The organism is Actinoplanes sichuanensis (genome assembly GCF_033097365.1).
In the GTDB taxonomy this organism is placed as follows: domain Bacteria; phylum Actinomycetota; class Actinomycetes; order Mycobacteriales; family Micromonosporaceae; genus Actinoplanes; species Actinoplanes sichuanensis.
The window spans coordinates 5,524,416-5,539,824 of the sequence record NZ_AP028461.1; the positions used below are offsets into that span (position 1 = coordinate 5,524,416).

The 15,409-nt window shown below is 70.0% G+C and carries 11 protein-coding genes; 2 read left to right on the top strand and 9 right to left on the bottom strand.

What is annotated here, in order from left to right:
- Positions 1-63 precede the first annotated feature (63 nt).
- The gene (locus Q0Z83_RS25415) at positions 64-942 is read left to right on the top strand and encodes a LysR family transcriptional regulator (protein WP_317796501.1); all 879 of its coding nucleotides are present in this window, start codon (positions 64-66) and stop codon (positions 940-942) included.
- Between the two features lie 6 nt (positions 943-948).
- Here the strand turns inward: Q0Z83_RS25415 and Q0Z83_RS25420 are convergent, their stop codons facing one another.
- The 9 genes from Q0Z83_RS25420 to Q0Z83_RS25460 form a co-directional block, all read right to left on the bottom strand.
- Positions 949-1,419: an NUDIX hydrolase gene (locus tag Q0Z83_RS25420; RefSeq protein WP_317796502.1), complete on the bottom strand. Its 471-nt coding sequence runs from the start codon at positions 1,417-1,419 to the stop codon at positions 949-951.
- Positions 1,373-2,584: a hypothetical protein gene (locus tag Q0Z83_RS25425; RefSeq protein ID WP_317796503.1), complete on the bottom strand. Its 1,212-nt coding sequence runs from the start codon at positions 2,582-2,584 to the stop codon at positions 1,373-1,375. The genes Q0Z83_RS25420 and Q0Z83_RS25425 overlap by 47 nt, the downstream gene beginning before the upstream one ends.
- Before the next feature lie 96 nt (positions 2,585-2,680).
- Positions 2,681-4,579, bottom strand: coding sequence for a ricin-type beta-trefoil lectin domain protein (locus Q0Z83_RS25430; protein ID WP_317796504.1), 1,899 nt, complete (start codon positions 4,577-4,579; stop codon positions 2,681-2,683).
- A 25-nt stretch (positions 4,580-4,604) separates the two neighbouring features.
- The gene (locus Q0Z83_RS25435) at positions 4,605-5,417 is read right to left on the bottom strand and encodes a carbohydrate ABC transporter permease (protein ID WP_317796505.1); all 813 of its coding nucleotides are present in this window, start codon (positions 5,415-5,417) and stop codon (positions 4,605-4,607) included.
- Positions 5,414-6,262 carry a carbohydrate ABC transporter permease gene (locus Q0Z83_RS25440; RefSeq protein ID WP_317796506.1) on the bottom strand — a complete coding sequence of 283 codons (849 nt, stop codon included), beginning with the start codon at positions 6,260-6,262 and terminating at the stop codon, positions 5,414-5,416. The genes Q0Z83_RS25435 and Q0Z83_RS25440 overlap by 4 nt, the downstream gene beginning before the upstream one ends.
- Positions 6,259-7,560 (bottom strand): ABC transporter substrate-binding protein, encoded by a 1,302-nt coding sequence (locus Q0Z83_RS25445; RefSeq protein WP_317796507.1) that lies wholly within the window; start codon positions 7,558-7,560, stop codon positions 6,259-6,261. The genes Q0Z83_RS25440 and Q0Z83_RS25445 overlap by 4 nt, the downstream gene beginning before the upstream one ends.
- Positions 7,557-9,587, bottom strand: coding sequence for an alpha-galactosidase (locus tag Q0Z83_RS25450; protein WP_317796508.1), 2,031 nt, complete (start codon positions 9,585-9,587; stop codon positions 7,557-7,559). Before Q0Z83_RS25450 ends, Q0Z83_RS25445 begins: the two co-directional genes overlap by 4 nt.
- A gap of 88 nt (positions 9,588-9,675) precedes the next feature.
- Entirely contained in the window at positions 9,676-11,820 is a 2,145-nt protein-coding gene (locus Q0Z83_RS25455) for a carbohydrate-binding protein (protein ID WP_317796509.1), read from the bottom strand.
- 140 nt (positions 11,821-11,960) lie between these two features.
- Positions 11,961-12,977: a LacI family DNA-binding transcriptional regulator gene (locus tag Q0Z83_RS25460; RefSeq protein WP_317796510.1), complete on the bottom strand. Its 1,017-nt coding sequence runs from the start codon at positions 12,975-12,977 to the stop codon at positions 11,961-11,963.
- Between the two features lie 130 nt (positions 12,978-13,107).
- Here Q0Z83_RS25460 and Q0Z83_RS25465 point away from each other — a divergent pair, with 130 nt between their 5' ends.
- Positions 13,108-15,360 carry a putative bifunctional diguanylate cyclase/phosphodiesterase gene (locus tag Q0Z83_RS25465; RefSeq protein ID WP_317796511.1) on the top strand — a complete coding sequence of 751 codons (2,253 nt, stop codon included), beginning with the start codon at positions 13,108-13,110 and terminating at the stop codon, positions 15,358-15,360.
- Positions 15,361-15,409: the final 49 nt, after the last annotated feature.

Sequence of the window (15,409 nt, forward strand, 5' to 3'; positions counted from 1 at the left end):
GAGCGTCACGTCCATCTCACATTTCTGCCGTCGCTGTTAAGCGGAGCCGTACAGTCCGGGGTCGTGACCCTCAATCCGTGGCGGCTGCGGCTGCTGACCGACCTGGCCACCTACGGCACGGTCCGGGCCGTCGCCCAGCGCGGCAACCTGAGCCCGTCCGCGGTGTCCCAGCAGCTCGCCACCCTGGAGCGGGAGACCCGGACCACGCTGCTGGAACGTACCGGCCGCCGGGTCCGACTGACCGCCGCCGGAGTGCAGCTGGCCGGTCGGGCCCGGGAGATCCTGGCCCTGATGGACGCGGCCGAGGCCGAGCTGCGCGGGCTGGCCGACGAACCGGCCGGCACGGTCACGCTGGCCGCCTTCCAGAGCGCCGTGCACACCCTGGCCGAACCGGCGATCACCCGCCTGGCCGCCCTGCACCCGGACGTGACAGTCGTGCTGCACGAGCTGGAACCGCACGACAGCATGCCCGCCCTGCGCCGCGGCGACGTGGACGTCATCACCACCACCGACTTCGTCGGCACCGAACTCGACCCGGCGATCGATCTGGTCCCGATCGCCTCCGACGAGATAGTGCTGGTCCTGCCCCCGGACCATCCGCTGACCGCGCACGAGACGGTGCCGATCCAGGCGTGCGCCGACCAGCGGTGGACCTTCGAGGCGACCGGTGCCTACATGTCCGAACTGGCCACCCGCCTGTGTCGGGAGGCCGGGTTCGAGCCGGTCGTGGTCTGCCGTTTCAACAACTACATGCTGGCGCTGGGCCACGTGGAGCGCGGCCGCTCGATCACCCTGCTGCCAAGCCTGGCCGTCGACTCCCGTTACCGGGTGACGACGAGACCCCTGAAACCGCCGGTGACCAGGCGCATCATCGCCGCCGCCCGACGGCCGCCGACACCCCGCCCGGAGATCACCGCCGTCCTCACCGCGTTGCGCTCCTGATCCGGCTCAGTGCCGGAGCAGACCGGTGATCGGGACCGGCGGGACGTGCCCGGTCGGCGGGAGCGTCAGCGCCAGCGTGATGCCGATGTCCACCAGGGACGAGCGCGGCCGGGACCGGACCTCGGACAACGGCGTCCAGCACGGCTCGGTGGTGTCGCCGTTGGGTTCCGGGCGCAGCGTGCCGCCGGCGATCCGGATCCGGTAGAAGACACCGACGTTCTGGTGGTCGTCGGTCCGCTCCAGCCGCTCGGCCGCCGGGATCACCCGGGAGTCCACTCCGAGCAGGCGCTCCACCACGGCCTGGTAGCCGGTCTCCTCGGCGACCTCCCGGATCACCGCGTCGAACGGGTCCTCGTAGAGGTCGACACCGCCGCCCGGCAGCGTCCAGTGCGTGACACCGTACGGCGACACCCAGCGGGCCAGCAGCACCTCATCGTTCACGATGCACACGCCGTAGGCGGCGAGCCGGAAGGTCACGCAGCGACCTTAGCCGCAGCCACGGCAGAAGACCGATCAGGAGCAACAACAGCAGCAGCGGTACGCGCCAGCCGGCACCGATCACCGCGTCGGGTGCCGCCGGTGTCGGGGTGGTCCACGGACGGGCCGCCTTCGACCAGGCCAGGAACGCGTCCCCGATCGGGAGCAGGCCGAACGCGTACCGCTTGGTGTCGAACGTGGTCAGCGGGATCCCGGCCACCTCGCCGAACTCGGCCAGCGCCCCGGCCAGCGACTCGTCGCCCTGCGCCTGGGCCGCGCCGATCGCGACGACCGTCGTGGACAGGCTGATGCCACGGATCAGCGGACCCGAGTCGACGTCCCCGGCACCGTCGACGCCGTGCGGGTACTCGCGGATCGCCGGGCCCAGCCACAGTGGCCGGTCCAGAAACCGGTCCCGGAACACCAGGTACTGCTCGCGGGCGAACACCGGATCGACGTCGACCAGGAACCGCTGGATGATCGCCTGCGACGTGCCGCGCGCCCCGTCGACCAGCGCGCCCGTCGCCGGGTCCACATAGTGCGGGAGCAGCCCGGTCGCCGGATCGAGCAGCCCGCGGGCCCGGGTCACCCAGCGGTCCACGGTCGGCGCGAACCGCGTCCCGGCCAGCCGTAGTGACGCGATCGCCACGGTCGAGTCGCACGGCCAGGCCTGCCCCGGATACGCGGTCAGGAACGGTGACGGCGACGCGTCGAACGCGGCCGCCAGGGTCTGCGAGTCGGCTTCGAAACGGGCCCGCTCGGCCGGATCCTCCCGCAGTGTCAGCAGGCCGCCGCGCAGCCAGTTGGTCCAGCCCGCGTAGAACACCCCGTACGCCGGGATCGCCGCCGCGTCGAACGGGGCCCGCCCGGCCGGAGACTCCATCCGGGCCAGGGCCCAGGCGGCCTCCTCAGCGGCCCGGTCCGGCTCGACGCCGCGTTTCCCGAGGTCGACCCAGGTCAGACCGTAGAGCACATTGAGGAAGAAGTACCCCTCCGGAAAGAGCGCCTGAGCATCGGTGTCAGCGCCGTCGTCGAGCTGCTCGCGCAGAAAGGCGAGTTGCCGCCGCACCCCGTCGGTCGAGGTGGCCGGAGCGACAAGCCGAACGATCCCGACAACCGCAAGGATCGTCAGAACCCCCGCGAACACCTTCCGAACCCGCGACACCGGCCCACCCTACCGATGCCTTTCCACCTCGGCTGGTCCTCAGTGCTCCCGCGCGGGAGCGAGAACAGCACTGACGACCAGCCGGATCTCTCATGGTCAGATCTGGGTCTTCCGCCAGATCTGGGCCGCCGTGTTGTTACAGGTGTACAGCTGGGGGCGGACGTTGTTGTTCGGGCTGCTGCCGGGGATGTCCAGGCAGCGGCCGGACTGCGGGTTGAGCAGGGCTCCGGCCGCGGTGTGCTGCCAGCGCTGCGCCGGGTCACCGTTGCAGGTCTCCAGCTGGATCACCGCACCGTTCGCGGTGGCGCCGCCGAGGACGTCGAGGCACAGGTCGTTGCGGGTGAGGATGCGCTCGTCGGAGTGGATCCACTGCTGGGCGGCCGTGTTGTTGCAGGTGTAGGTCTGCGGGCGCACGGTACGGACGAAGTTCGACTCGGGCACGTCCAGGCACTTGCCGAGGGCGCCGGCCAACGTGATCGAGTAGGTGGCGGTGTCCCACAGCGGCGTGCTGTCGCGGTAGAGGACCAGGTTGCCGTCGTCCTGCAGGCGCAGGGTGGCCGGGCCCTTCCCGGCGGTTCCGGAGGCCCAGATCGCCGGGTTGGCGTAGGCGTCACCGGCTTTCACGGTGTGGTCGCGGGTGTGGTCGTAGAGGACCAGGTTCCCGTCGTCCTGGGTGGTCAGCCGGTACGCCTTGAGCCCGCCCCGGGCCCACAGGACCCGGTTGCCCTCGTAGAGGACCAGGTTCCCGTCGCCCTGCATCCACAGGTGGTACTTCCCGTTGGTCGAGCGCAGCGCCGAGCCACGGAACAGCGAGCGACCGGGCGCCAGCGTCGACGGCCACGGGTCGCCACGCAGCGCGATGCCGACATCGGTGTACATCGGTTCGCGTGGCACGCCGCCGGCGTCCCGCAGCCCGAACGCGCACTCACCGGGGATCTCCGTGCAGATCGAGGCGGCCGGGTCGGGATTCTGGAACGCGTAGATGAACAATGGCCCGGCGTACGATCGGGTGCGCCAGTTGCGTACCCCTTCTTCGAGGGCGTCCCGGACGTAGCGCAGAGCCAGCGGGTCACGCGGCCCGAGGGTGGAGAAGCCGAACTCGGTGGCCCAGATCTTCTTGTCGCCCTGCCCGTGCCGTTTCAGCACGTCGTGAAGCGCCGCCGCGCCACCGCACTGCGGATCGCCGTCGGGACCGAACCCGGACCAGAACCGATACCAGATCGTCCCGGTGCAGGTGGTCTTGGCGAAGGTCGGCAGGTGACCGCCGCCCATGTCGGGGTACGGGTGGTAGGTCACGGCGTCGAACTTGCCGCCCATTCCGAGGGTGTACCCGTGTTCGAGCCAGTCCGCCGCCTCGTTGTCGTTGCGGATCGGGCTGACCGTGGTGTCGGCGTCGCCCCCCGCGGACCCGCCGGCCAGAACCACACAGTCGGGGCACTTCGCGTCGATCACGTCGTGCGCGATCGAGACGAGCTCCCAGTAGCGCCCGGCCCGCTGAGCGAGGCTGTTGTCGCCGTAGTTGCCGAACGTCTTGAGGTTGGGTTCGTTCCACACCTCGTACGCCTGCACCTTGGGTCCGAAGTGTTCGACGGTCTCGGTGACGATGGTCCGCCAGTCGTCGTCTCTGGTCGGGAACCAGTTGTGTTTCTCCTCGTGCCCGCCGGCCCAGGACGGCGCGTAGTCGAGGATCAGCAGCACCCGCACGCCCTGCTCGTAGGCGGCGTCGACCCGGTCGTCGAGGTGACCCCTGTTCCACGTGATCTCACCGCCCCGTTTCTCCTGGATGAGCTCCCAGAACAGGTCGAGGCGCAGGATCGGCTTCTTGGGGCCGAGGTAGTCGTCCATCTCCGCGATGCGGCCGGCGGCGGTGGTCGAGTCACCGCCGTCGGCGAAGCCCACATCGTCGACGGTGAAGACGTAGGGGTCGGGTATGGGGACCGGGTCCACGGTCACCACCGGCAGTGCCAGCAGAGCCGCGAGTACGGGAATCAACACAGAGAGATTTATAGCGATAAGTGCGCTACTTCACCGCCCCGCTCGTGATGCCGGCGATGATCTTCCGCTGGGCCAGCGCGAAGGTGACGACCAGCGGCAGGCTCATCAGGATCACGTACGCGAAGATGAGATGCCAGTTGTTCAGGTAGAGCCCGGCACTGGCCACCTGGAACAGGTTCAGCGGCAGGGTGTCGATGCGCCCGCCGATCACGAAGAACGCGTAGAACACGTCGTTCCAGACGTACAGGCAGATCAGGATGGTCGCGGTGGCCAGCACCGGGCGCAGCAGCGGCAGCACCACCCGCCGGAAGACCGCGACCGGTCCGGCGCCGTCGATCCGTGCGGCCTCCTCCAGGGCTTCCGGGATGGTACGCACGAAGCCGGTCACGAAGAAGATGACGGTGGACAGGTAGATCCCGACGTACACCCCGATCATGCCGGTGACCGTGCCGGCCAGGCCGAGCTGCCGCAGCAGCAGGACGACCGTGACGACGGCCGGCGGCAGGATGATCCCGCTGATGCCGAGGGCGTAGAGGATCGCGGTGAGCCGGGTCGAGCGCCGGGCCAGCACCCAGGCCGCCATCGAGCCGATGATCAGCACGATCGCGACGGTCGGCACCACGATGAGCATGCTGCCGAGGAACGCGGCCGGGATGTCGGCGTCCACCCACACCTGCCGTAGGTTCTCCCACAGGTGCCACGTGGTGGGCGGAGTCAGGTCGGGGTCGACGGCCTCGCCCTGTGACTTGCCGGCGGTGGCCACGACCAGCCACAGCGGCACCCCGATCACCACGGCGACCAGCAGCAGCGCGACCACCGGTTGCAGGCGGCGGGTCACAGGATCTCCTCCCGTTTGCGGAGCACGTAGATGACCGGGAACGCCATCACCGCGACCAGCAGGAACAGCACCAGGCTCATCGTGGTGGCCTGGGCGAACAGGCCCTGCCCGAAGGTCCGGTAGATGAAGATGTTGAGGATCTCGGTGGTCCGGGCCGGGCCGCCACCGGTGGTGGCCTGCACGATGTCGAAGCCGTTCATCGAGCCGAGCAGCGCGGTCGCCACGTTGAACGTGACCGCCGGCGCCAGGAACGGGACCCGCACCGACCAGAACGTGCGCCACTGGGAGGCGCCGTCGATGTGCGCGGCCTCGGTCACCTCGAGCGGGATGGTCTTCAGCCCGGCCAGGTAGATCAGCATGGACAGGCCCATCCACTTCCACGCGTGGATCAGCGCCACCACGACGATCGTCCACGTGGTGTCGGCCAGCCATTCGGTGCCTTTGAGCAGCGCCTGGAAGATGTAGCCGACGGCGAGCGCCGACATCAGCACCGGGATCAGGAAGAACACCCGGGCGATCCGGTTGACCAGGGTGTCGCGTTCGAGCAGGACGGCCAGCCCGAAACCGAAGAGGTTCTGGAAGACCGCGACCAGCACCGCGTACACGATGGTGATCCGCAGCGACCGGAACAGCGTGCCGTCCGAGGTGAGCTGGACGAAGTTGTCGAACCCGACCGGGTTGATCGCCGCCTTGAACCCGGACCAGTCGGTGAACGCGTAGACGAAGTTGAAGACGGTCGGCAGGAAGAAGAAGACGAGCAGCAGCACGTACGCCGGGACGAGGAACCAGAGCGGGTGGGTGCGCCGGACGATGGAGCCCGGCGCACCCGCGGAGAGGATCGTCACTTCAAGTAACCGGCGGCCTTCGCGAGCTGGACGAACTGGTCCTGGGTGGCGGTCGCGACCTGTTCCGGGGTCATCGTGCCGGCGATCATGTCGGCCAGGTTGATGTAGAGGTCCGGGTTGGCCACCGCCAGGGCCTGCATCGAGCCGACCGAGGTGGGCAGCGAGGCGTGCACGTCGAGCAGCGCCTTCGGCACACCGGCCGGGCTGGGCACGGCGGGTTCCAGCGAGACGGTGTTGCGGTCGGTGACGAAGGCCTGGTAGCCCGGGCCCATCCAGTAGGCGAGCAGCTGGCGGGCGGCCGCCTCGCGCTTGGCGTCACCGGTCTTGAACGCGACGAGGGCGTTGGACTGGTCCGGGATGAACGTGCCGATGTTGCCGGACGGCGCGATCGGGAAGAAGCCGATCTTCTTATCCAGCGTGGCGGTGTCGGCCTTGGCCTGGAGCTGTCCGAAGAACGAGTTCACCTGCACCACCATGGCCGCCTTGCCGTCGAGCAGGGCCGTACCCTGATCCTCGAATTTCGCGGTCTTGATGTCGCTGTTGAACAGTCCCTCCTTGATCAGGTTGTCGTAGGTCTTGATCGTCTTGACCACGTCCGGGTCGGTGAACTTGGCCTGACCGGTGTTGATCCGGTCCCAGAGACCCGCCTTGGCCGCGTCGGCCAGCTGCACCTGCACCCACCACTGGGTGGCCCAGCGGTCCGCGCCCATCTCGTAGAACGGCGTGACGCCCTTACCCTTCAGCGTCTTGGCCAGGGTGATCATCTCGTCGAAGTTCTTCGGGGTGGCGGTGACGCCGTTCGCCGCGAAGACCTCCTTGTTGTAGTAGACGCCCTCGACCGCCGGGCTGGTGACCAGCGCCGCGTACCGGGTGCCGTCGAGCAGCCCGGTGATGTCCTTCAGCGACGGATCGAGCTTCGACAGCCACGGCGCGTCGGTGAGCGGCTGCAGGTTGGTCTTGGCGTTGATCGCGGTCAGCATCGACGCGGTCGGCTGCCAGAACGCCAGGTCCGGCTTGTCGCCGGTGGCGACCTTGGTCTGCACGCTCTGCTCGTACGGGTCGGGCACCGTGACGACCTCGACCGTCGCACCGGTGGCCTGCTGGAACGCGTCGACGACCGACTTGGGGACGGTGTTGCTGTTCTGCGCCGCCCAGATCGTCAGCTTCACCCCGTCCAGCTTGGCGGTCGGGTCGGCCCAGGTGACGGTCCCGGTGGCGGTCTCCGGCGCGGCGGACGGGTCGGAGCAGGCGGCCAGCCCGAGGGTGAGGGCCGCGCCGAGGGCTATCCAACGTTTCATCGTGATCCTTCGGTTTCAGGGAGGACGCGGATCCGCAGGATCCGCGCGGCATACAGCTCGTCGGGTGTGGTGGTCACCGTCAGTGAGCCGGTTTCGGTGTTCCAGTGGTACGGCCAGACGACCGCCCGACTCGGGTAGAGGACGTCGAGTTCGACCCGCCGTCCCCGCAGGTTGTCAAGATCGATGGTCACTTCGGCAGAGGCCCCGGGACGCCGCCACAACCCGAGATACGTGGTGGTGCCGCTGTGCAGTCCGAGGGCGAGCCAGGTGTCGTCCCAGCCCGGCAGCCCGAGCGGCCACACCGGAACCGCCGCGGCCAGGTCGGCCCGGATCGCCCGGAACGTGTCCACCCCGTCCCGGACCAGTCGCTGCTGTTCCGGGGTCATGGCGTCGAGCCGGCCGGACAGGTATAGCCGCCCGAGCAGCCCGGTGCACATGGTGAAGGCGATCTCCGCGTCGGTCATGTCCGGCTGCGGGTAGGCCCAACTGGCGGCCTGCTCGGGCAGGATCGACAGCGGGGCGGACACGGCGATCGGCGGATACTTCCGGAAGTCCTGCTGGTCGCTGGTGGACTGCAGATGCATCCGGCTGAGCAGCGCGTAGTCGGCGCGCATCCCGCCCGAGGCGCAGTTCTCCAGGATCAGGTCCGGGTGGCGGGCGAGCACCCCGTCCAGCCAGGCCAGGTGCGCCCGGTTGTGGTCGAGCAGGCCCGCCCCGGCGCTGTGGGTGGCGAGATCGGTGCCCGTACCCGGATCGATGTTGTAGTCGAATTTGAAGTAACCGGCACCGAACTGTTCGACGAGCCGGTCGACGACCTCGTCGAGGTGGGCGACCGCGGCCGGGTGGCGCAGGTCGAGGTGGTAGCGGCCGTGTTCGACCAGCCGGACGCCGCCGCGCTGCAGGAACGCCTCGGCCGGCAGTTTGTCGGCCATCGGGCTGCGCACGCCGATCACCTCGGGCTCCAGCCACAGCCCGGGAATCATGCCGCGGTCCCGGATCCGGTCGACGACCTCGGCCAGGCCGCCGGGGAAGCGGGTGGTCGACGGCTGCCACTCCCCCACGCTGTCCCACCAGGTGGTGTCGTTGTCGTACCAGCCGGCGTCGATGCAGAAGATCTCCGCCCCGGCCGCCGCGGCCGCGTCGATCAGCGGGCGCAGCTTGGTCGTGGTCGGGTCACCCATCAGCGTGTTCATGTAGTCGTTGAAGATCACCGGCAGCGTCGGGTCGGGCCGGCGCAGGGCGCGCCGCTGGGCGGTGAGGGCGGCGACCGCGCCGTGCCACCCGTCGCCGACCGCGATCGAGGCGGGCACCGTGGTGAACGACTCGCCCGGCGCGAGCGGCTGCTGCCACTGGTGGTCGATGTCGTTGGGCCCGGTCAGCGCCAGGTAGGCGCCGCCGAGTTGTTCGCCGGTCTCCCAGCGCCACGGTCCGTTGTGTTCGACCTGCCAGGCCACCGCGGCGCCGGTGACCCGGTCGGCGAGCACGCCGGCCGGTTGGCGTGCTCCGGTCGACCAGGTTCCGGTGCTGGTCACCGCGTACCGGCCGCGGCCGTCCTGGCCGTGGATCCGCAGGTTGAGGTCGGGCACCACGTCGCGCAGCGGCCGCCTGGTCCAACGGCCCTCGCCCAGCCATTCGCCGTCGCCGGACACCAGGTCGAGGTCGTCGACCGGCCCGAGCCCGAGGGCGAACGTCGTCACACCGAGCAGCAGGACCGGCACCGGCCCGTCGTTGATGATGGTGGTCCTGGCCTGGAGGCCCGAGCTGATCACGACCTCCGCGGTCAGCCCGCTCTCCGCATCGTGCAGCCGCAGCCGCAGCTCCTCCGCGCCGGAGTAGCTGTGGGCGAGACGGAACCGGCGGCCGATCACGGTCTGCGAGAACCGTGCCGAGACGTGCCCGCGGCCGCTGCCGGCGGTGAGCACCTCGACGATCGGCTGGTTCGCGGCGCCGGCGGCGTTCGCGAGACGTGCGGTGACCGGCCCGTCTGCGGGGGTGTCGATGACGAGCGGACCCCAGGCCAAGCTCACTGATGACTCCTCAAGGATCTCGTCGGCTGGTCGTGGGTGCTGTCTCGGCCGCGCTTCGACAGCCCTCACGACCAGCCGGATCTAACGGTCAGCCGAGTACGGCGGCGATCTGAATGCGGTCGATGTTCGGGGCGTAACCGGTGGAGGCGTTGCCGAACGTGATCGTGTTGGCCCCGGCGGCCAGGTCCACGTCGACGACCGTGGTGCGGTAGGTGTTCCAGGCCAGCGTGTTGCGGAAGTAGTGCTTGCGCGCCGTGCCGCCGTTGACGCTGATCTCGGCATACCTGTCGACGATGTTGTTGTTGTAGGCGTGGTCGCCGACCACCTCGGCGTTCGCGTAGCTCACGACCAGCCGGTAGCGGCCGGCCGCCGGGGCGGTCACCCCGTTGAACCGCAGCGTGTTGGCGCTGCCCGCACCGATCCAGCCGACGTGGTTCCCACCGGAGGCGGCGCTGTCGGCGGTCACCACCGCGGTTCCACCTCGTGTGTTGGCGCTGCTCTCGGCCTCGTAGGCGGTGACCGTCCCGCTGCCGGGGGCGAGGTCCAGGTAGTCGAGGTTGACGGCGTCGCGGTCGTCGGAGGCGTAGGCGTTGTACTCGATCCGGCTGATCCCGGCCGGCAGGTACACCTTGGTGGTGACGGTGTTCCAGGTGTTCCAGTTCGCGGTGCCGGGCAGCGCCACGTCGGTCAGGTCCGAGCCGTTGACCCGCAGGCGGATCGACCGGGCGGCGGGTGCGCCGGTGTAGGGGCCGGCGCTGTAGCGCAGGCTCAGGTTGTAGTAGCCGTCATTCGGGGCGGTCACCACGAACTTCGTCGAGGCGGTGCTGCTGGCGCCGTACCCCTCGGTGAAGTAGGTCCCGGAATATCCGGTGTTGGTGCCGTAGGTGATCCGCGTGCTGCCGCCGAGGGCGGCATATTCGGCTTCGTAGCGGTTGGTCACCGCGGCGGTCAGGTCCCGGTCGGGCGTCAGGATGATCTGGTACGCCGAAGCGCCTCTCAATCCGGTGAGAGGCACGGTGAGCTGCCCGTTGGTCGTGCTGAAGTCGCCTTCTTTCACGACGTACGGACCGCCGGACGGGTTGGTGCCGGTGTTGTCGACACCCCAGACCGTCGCGTGCACGGTCGTCCCCAGGTAGCTCGGCACACCCCGGACCACGACGTCGGTGTCGTAGGTGCCGGAGGACGGGTTGTTGCCGCCGAGGATGATCCGGGCCTGTCGCTTGGCCGAGTCGACGGCCCCGAGCCCCTGGAGGGAGCCACCGGCCGACGGCGGGGTGACCGCGACGGTGTTGCCGGTCAGCTCCCCGTACCACTTGTAGAGCCACCAGCCGCCGGTCGCCTGGTTGTTGCGGGTGACCAGGTCGTTCAGTCCGCCCGCGGTGGTCCAGTAGGCGAGGCAGCCGTCGACCTTGCTGTTCTCGAACTTGGCCACGTACTGCACCAGGTTGCCGGGGACACCGAGGTCACCGTTGATCCGCGCGTACTCGTTGATGGTGATCGGCCGCGCGCTGATCCCGAGACTCGTCTCGATCGCCCGGTAGTCGGCGTAGTGCAGGTGCCAGCTGGAGTAGAAGTCGTCGCCGAGCTCGTGCCAGGCCATCACGTCCGGCAGCACGTTGTTGTCGCGGGCGAAGGTGAGGAAGGTCCGCAGGTCGGCCGACCGGTAGGCGGCGAAGCCCGGGCCGGCGATCCGCGCCGACGGGTCGATCGAGCGGATCCGCTGGAAGACGGTCTTCCAGTCGGCGAGCAGCCCGTTCAGGTTGCCGCCGTACCAGATCTGGTCGGGTTCGTTGAACGGCACGTAGACGTAGGAGCTGCGGTACGGGTCGGCGATCACCTTGCGGACCTGGGTCTCGACCTTGGCCAGGTAGTCGTTGATGCCGAGCTTCTCGTACGGCCACTGGGCGTAGACGTCCTGCATGTAGATCTGGATCTCGCGACCGCCGGCGCGCTTGAACATCGGCGCGATCCGCAGCGCGTCGCCGTTGGGATGCTGCAGCCCGTCCGGCGCCTTCTGCGCGGTGACCTGGGGTTTGAGCGCGGCGAGCATGGTCTCGTTGGGGATGCCCTCGTCACCGAGGCCGTAGAGGAACCCGGTCGCGCCGTAGCGCAGCGGGCCGGTACCGGTGGCGAGGTCGAAAGTGATCTGGGCGGGAGCGGCCTGCGCGGGCAGGGCGGTGAGCAGGCTCGCGGTCATGGTGGCGACGACCGCGCCGGCGATCTTGCGTCTCATGGTGCTCCTCTGTCCGGGGTTGACAGTTGTCCATGTGACCGGTCACACGAGTGGAGGACGTGGCTAGTGTGACCGGTCACACGCCGCGACCGGAAGAGCGCGTTACGGTTTCGTTACCAAGGTGTGGGGTCTCCGTTTCGTCAACGCGGTCCGGCGGTCGACTCCCGGACCACCAGGTGCGGCACCTGCGGCGCGACGATCGGCTCCCCCACCAGCTGCTGCACGCACGCCCGGCCGAGGCCCAGGAAATCCATCCGCACGGTGGTCAGCGCCGGTGTCCAGAAGGCGGCACCGGGCACGTCGTCGAACCCGATGATGCTCACGTCACCCGGCACGTCCCGACCCGCCTCGTAGAGCGCCCGGCGCACCGCGAGCGCGGTGTCGTCGTTGCCGCACAGGATCGCGGTGACCGCCGGATCGGCGGCCAGCTCCCGCCCGGCCACGTGAGCCGACGCCACGTCCCAGCCCGCGGCCACCACCTCCGGCACCTCCCGGCCGGCCCCCTCCAGTGCGTCCCGCCAGCCGCTCTGCCGGGCACTGGCCCGCGCCTCGGACGGGATCGCCACGTGATGCACGGTGCGGTGGCCCAGCTCCAGCAGATGCCGGGTGGCCTCGGCGGCGGCCTGCCGCTCGTCCAGGAACAGCATCGCCCGGGTCGCGCCGGACAGCCCGCCCGCCTCGGTCGCCGCCACCACCGGCACCTCCTCCGGCAGCGCGCGCACCACCGCCGCGCCCGCCGGGTCGAAGGCGACCACCACCACGCTGCCGGCACTCGGATCGCTCACGTAGTCGGCCGCCTGGCGCACGTCACCGGGCGCCTCCGACTCCACCACCCGCACCCCGACCGCCAGACCGAGCTGCCGGCCCGCCTCCTCGACACCCTGCAGGACGCCGGCGTAGCCGTACAGCGTGGTGTTGGCGGTGACCACGGTGACCGCGTTGGCCCGCCCCGAACCGAGGGTCTGGGCCGCCCGGTTCGGCCGGTATTTGAGCTGCTCCATGGCGTCGAGCACCAGCTGCCGGGTCTCCGGCCGAACCCGGGGCGAGTTGTTCAGCACCCGCGACACGGTCTGGTAGGAGACCCCGGCGGCGGCCGCCACGTCCCGGATCTGCGGCCCCGGTTCCCGCCGCCGGCCCGGCCGATCAATGTTGTCCACGAACTAACTTGTATCCGAAACGAACTGTGTCGTACGTCCCGGCCCCACGCCGTACCGGAATTCTCAGATCAAAATCGGCCGTGCCGATTCACGATCTGCGGCGGAACTCGAGCGGAAATGGGAGGCGGACGTGGCCCTTCCTCGTTGGCGCTCCTGGTTCGTGCCGATCGCGACGCTGCTCGCGGTGACCGAGGTCATCCTGATCATGGTCGGCCAGCACGTCGCCTTCCACAGGTTGCTGGTGTGGATCCCGGCGGTCGGCGGCGTCGCGATCGCGGTGGGCGCTTTCATCGCGACCGCCGGCGGGGCCCCGTCCGGCAGCCCGCTCGACCGGTTCTGGCGGCGGGTGGCGGTCGCCATGGGCGCCGTCTTCATCGGCGCGGCGAGCCAGACCGTCGACGTGGCCGTCGTCCCGTTCAACGGGATGCCGCCGCTCGGCTCACGCACCCTGCTCTGCTACGTGATCGGCACGCTGCTCGCGATCATCGCGCTGCTCCGGCTCCCGGGCGGCGGCCGGACCTGGCGTCAACTCACCACCGCCGTGCTGGATCTGGCGGTGGTCGCCGTGACCGCGGGCGTGGCCGCCTCGGAGTACCTGGGCTGGGCCGTCGACAAGTTCGACGGCCGCGCCTCGGCGTGGTGGCTGAACCTGGCGATGGTCGCGATCGGTGTGGCCGGGGTGACCGTGGTCGTCAAGATCATGTCAGCCAGCCGCAGCCCGGCTGCCCGCACCGCACTGTGGTGGCTGGCCCCGATCGGGATCGCCGGCCCGCTGTCGGTGATCCTGATGACCGCGTTCCGGCCCTGGCCCCACCTCAACGGCAGCGCCGCGGTGCTGGCGTTCGTCGGGCTGTTCGGCGCGCTGGCCGGAAACGCCCAGCAGCGCGCCTACGCCGGGCACGGTGCCACCTCGTCGCGGGTCGCGCACCCGGCCGTGTACCGGCGCGGCGCCGCCATCCCGCTCATCGCGACCGGACTGACCAGCCTGCTCGTGGGCACGGTCTACCTGCGTACCGGGCACCTCACCACGATCCAGGTGGCCGGCACCACGCTGCTGCTGCTGCTCGTGGTGACCCGGCAGGCGTTCGCCCTGGGTGAGAACGCCACGCTGCTGGAGACCGTCGCCCACCAGGCCATGCACGACGAACTCACCGGCCTGTACAGCCGCCGGTCGTTCACCACGGCGGTGGCCGGGGCCGAGGGCCCGCACACCGTGGCGTTGATCGACCTCAAGGACTTCCGGGCGATCAACGACAGCCTCGGGCCGGCCGCCGGTGACGCGCTGCTCACCGAGTACGCCGCCCGCCTGACCCGGCTCGCCGGTGACCGCGCGGTGGTGGCCCGGCTCGGCGGTGACGAGTTCGGCCTGCTGCTGCCGGGCGCCCCGGAGCAGACCGCGACGATCGTGGACCCGCTGGTGGCCGCCGGTGACGAACCGCTGTCGGCGGCCGGGCACGAGGTGGTGGTCGAGGTGTCGATCGGGATCGCCGACGGCCCCGACATGTACCGGCGGGCCGAGATCGCGCTGCGCGAGGCCGGTGCACATACCGACGCCCGGGTGGTCCGCTGGGACGCCTCCCTGGAACGACACGTCAACCAGCGCGCGACGATCGCCGCCGACCTGCGGCGGGCGCTGCACGCGGGCGAGTTCCACATGCTCTACCAGCCGATCGTGGCGCTGCCGCACGGCCTGATCACCGGGGTCGAGTCGCTGATCAGGTGGACTCGGGCGGACGGCCGGACCATCTCGCCGGCCGACTTCGTTCCGGTGGCCGAGGAGACCGGGCTGATCCTGGAGCTCGGCGAGTGGATCATCGACACGGTCTGCGCGCAGGCGGCCGAGTGGCGGCGCCGGTACGGCGCGGACGCCCTGGACTCGGTCGGCGTCAACGTGTCGGCGCGCCAACTGCTGGACCCGGGCCTGCCCGAGCGGGTGGCGGCCACCCTGGCCCGACACGGGCTGCCGGCCGAGCAACTGACCGTCGAGATCACCGAGACCGCGGTGTTCGGCGGCGGCCGGGCACTGGCCACCGTGCAGGCGTTGTCCGAGCTGGGTGTGCACATCGCCCTGGACGACTTCGGTACCGGCCACTCGTCGCTGGGCCTGCTGCGCACCTGCCCGGTCGACGTGATCAAGGTCGACAAGTCGTTCGTCGACGGCCTCAACGGGACACTCCACCAGGAGGCCATCGCCGGGGCGATCGCCGACATCGCCGAGAAGATGGAGCTGGGCACGGTGGCCGAGGGCGTGGAGACCCCGGAGCAGGCCCGCCGACTGTACGAGCTGGGCTACCGCCGGGCGCAGGGTTTCCTGTTCGCCCGGCCGATGACGGTCGCCGCCATCGACGAACTGCTGGACCCGGGCGTGGGGATGGCCGCCTAGCGACCCCTATACATGAAGTCATGCACTGAATGCGGCTCTTACGCCGATT

Coding starts and splice junctions, on each gene's coding strand:
- Q0Z83_RS25445 (WP_317796507.1), bottom strand. CDS start 7,560: ATGAAACGTTGGATAGCCCTCGGCGCGGCCCTCACCCTCGGGCTGGCC.
- Q0Z83_RS25455 (WP_317796509.1), bottom strand. CDS start 11,820: ATGAGACGCAAGATCGCCGGCGCGGTCGTCGCCACCATGACCGCGAGC.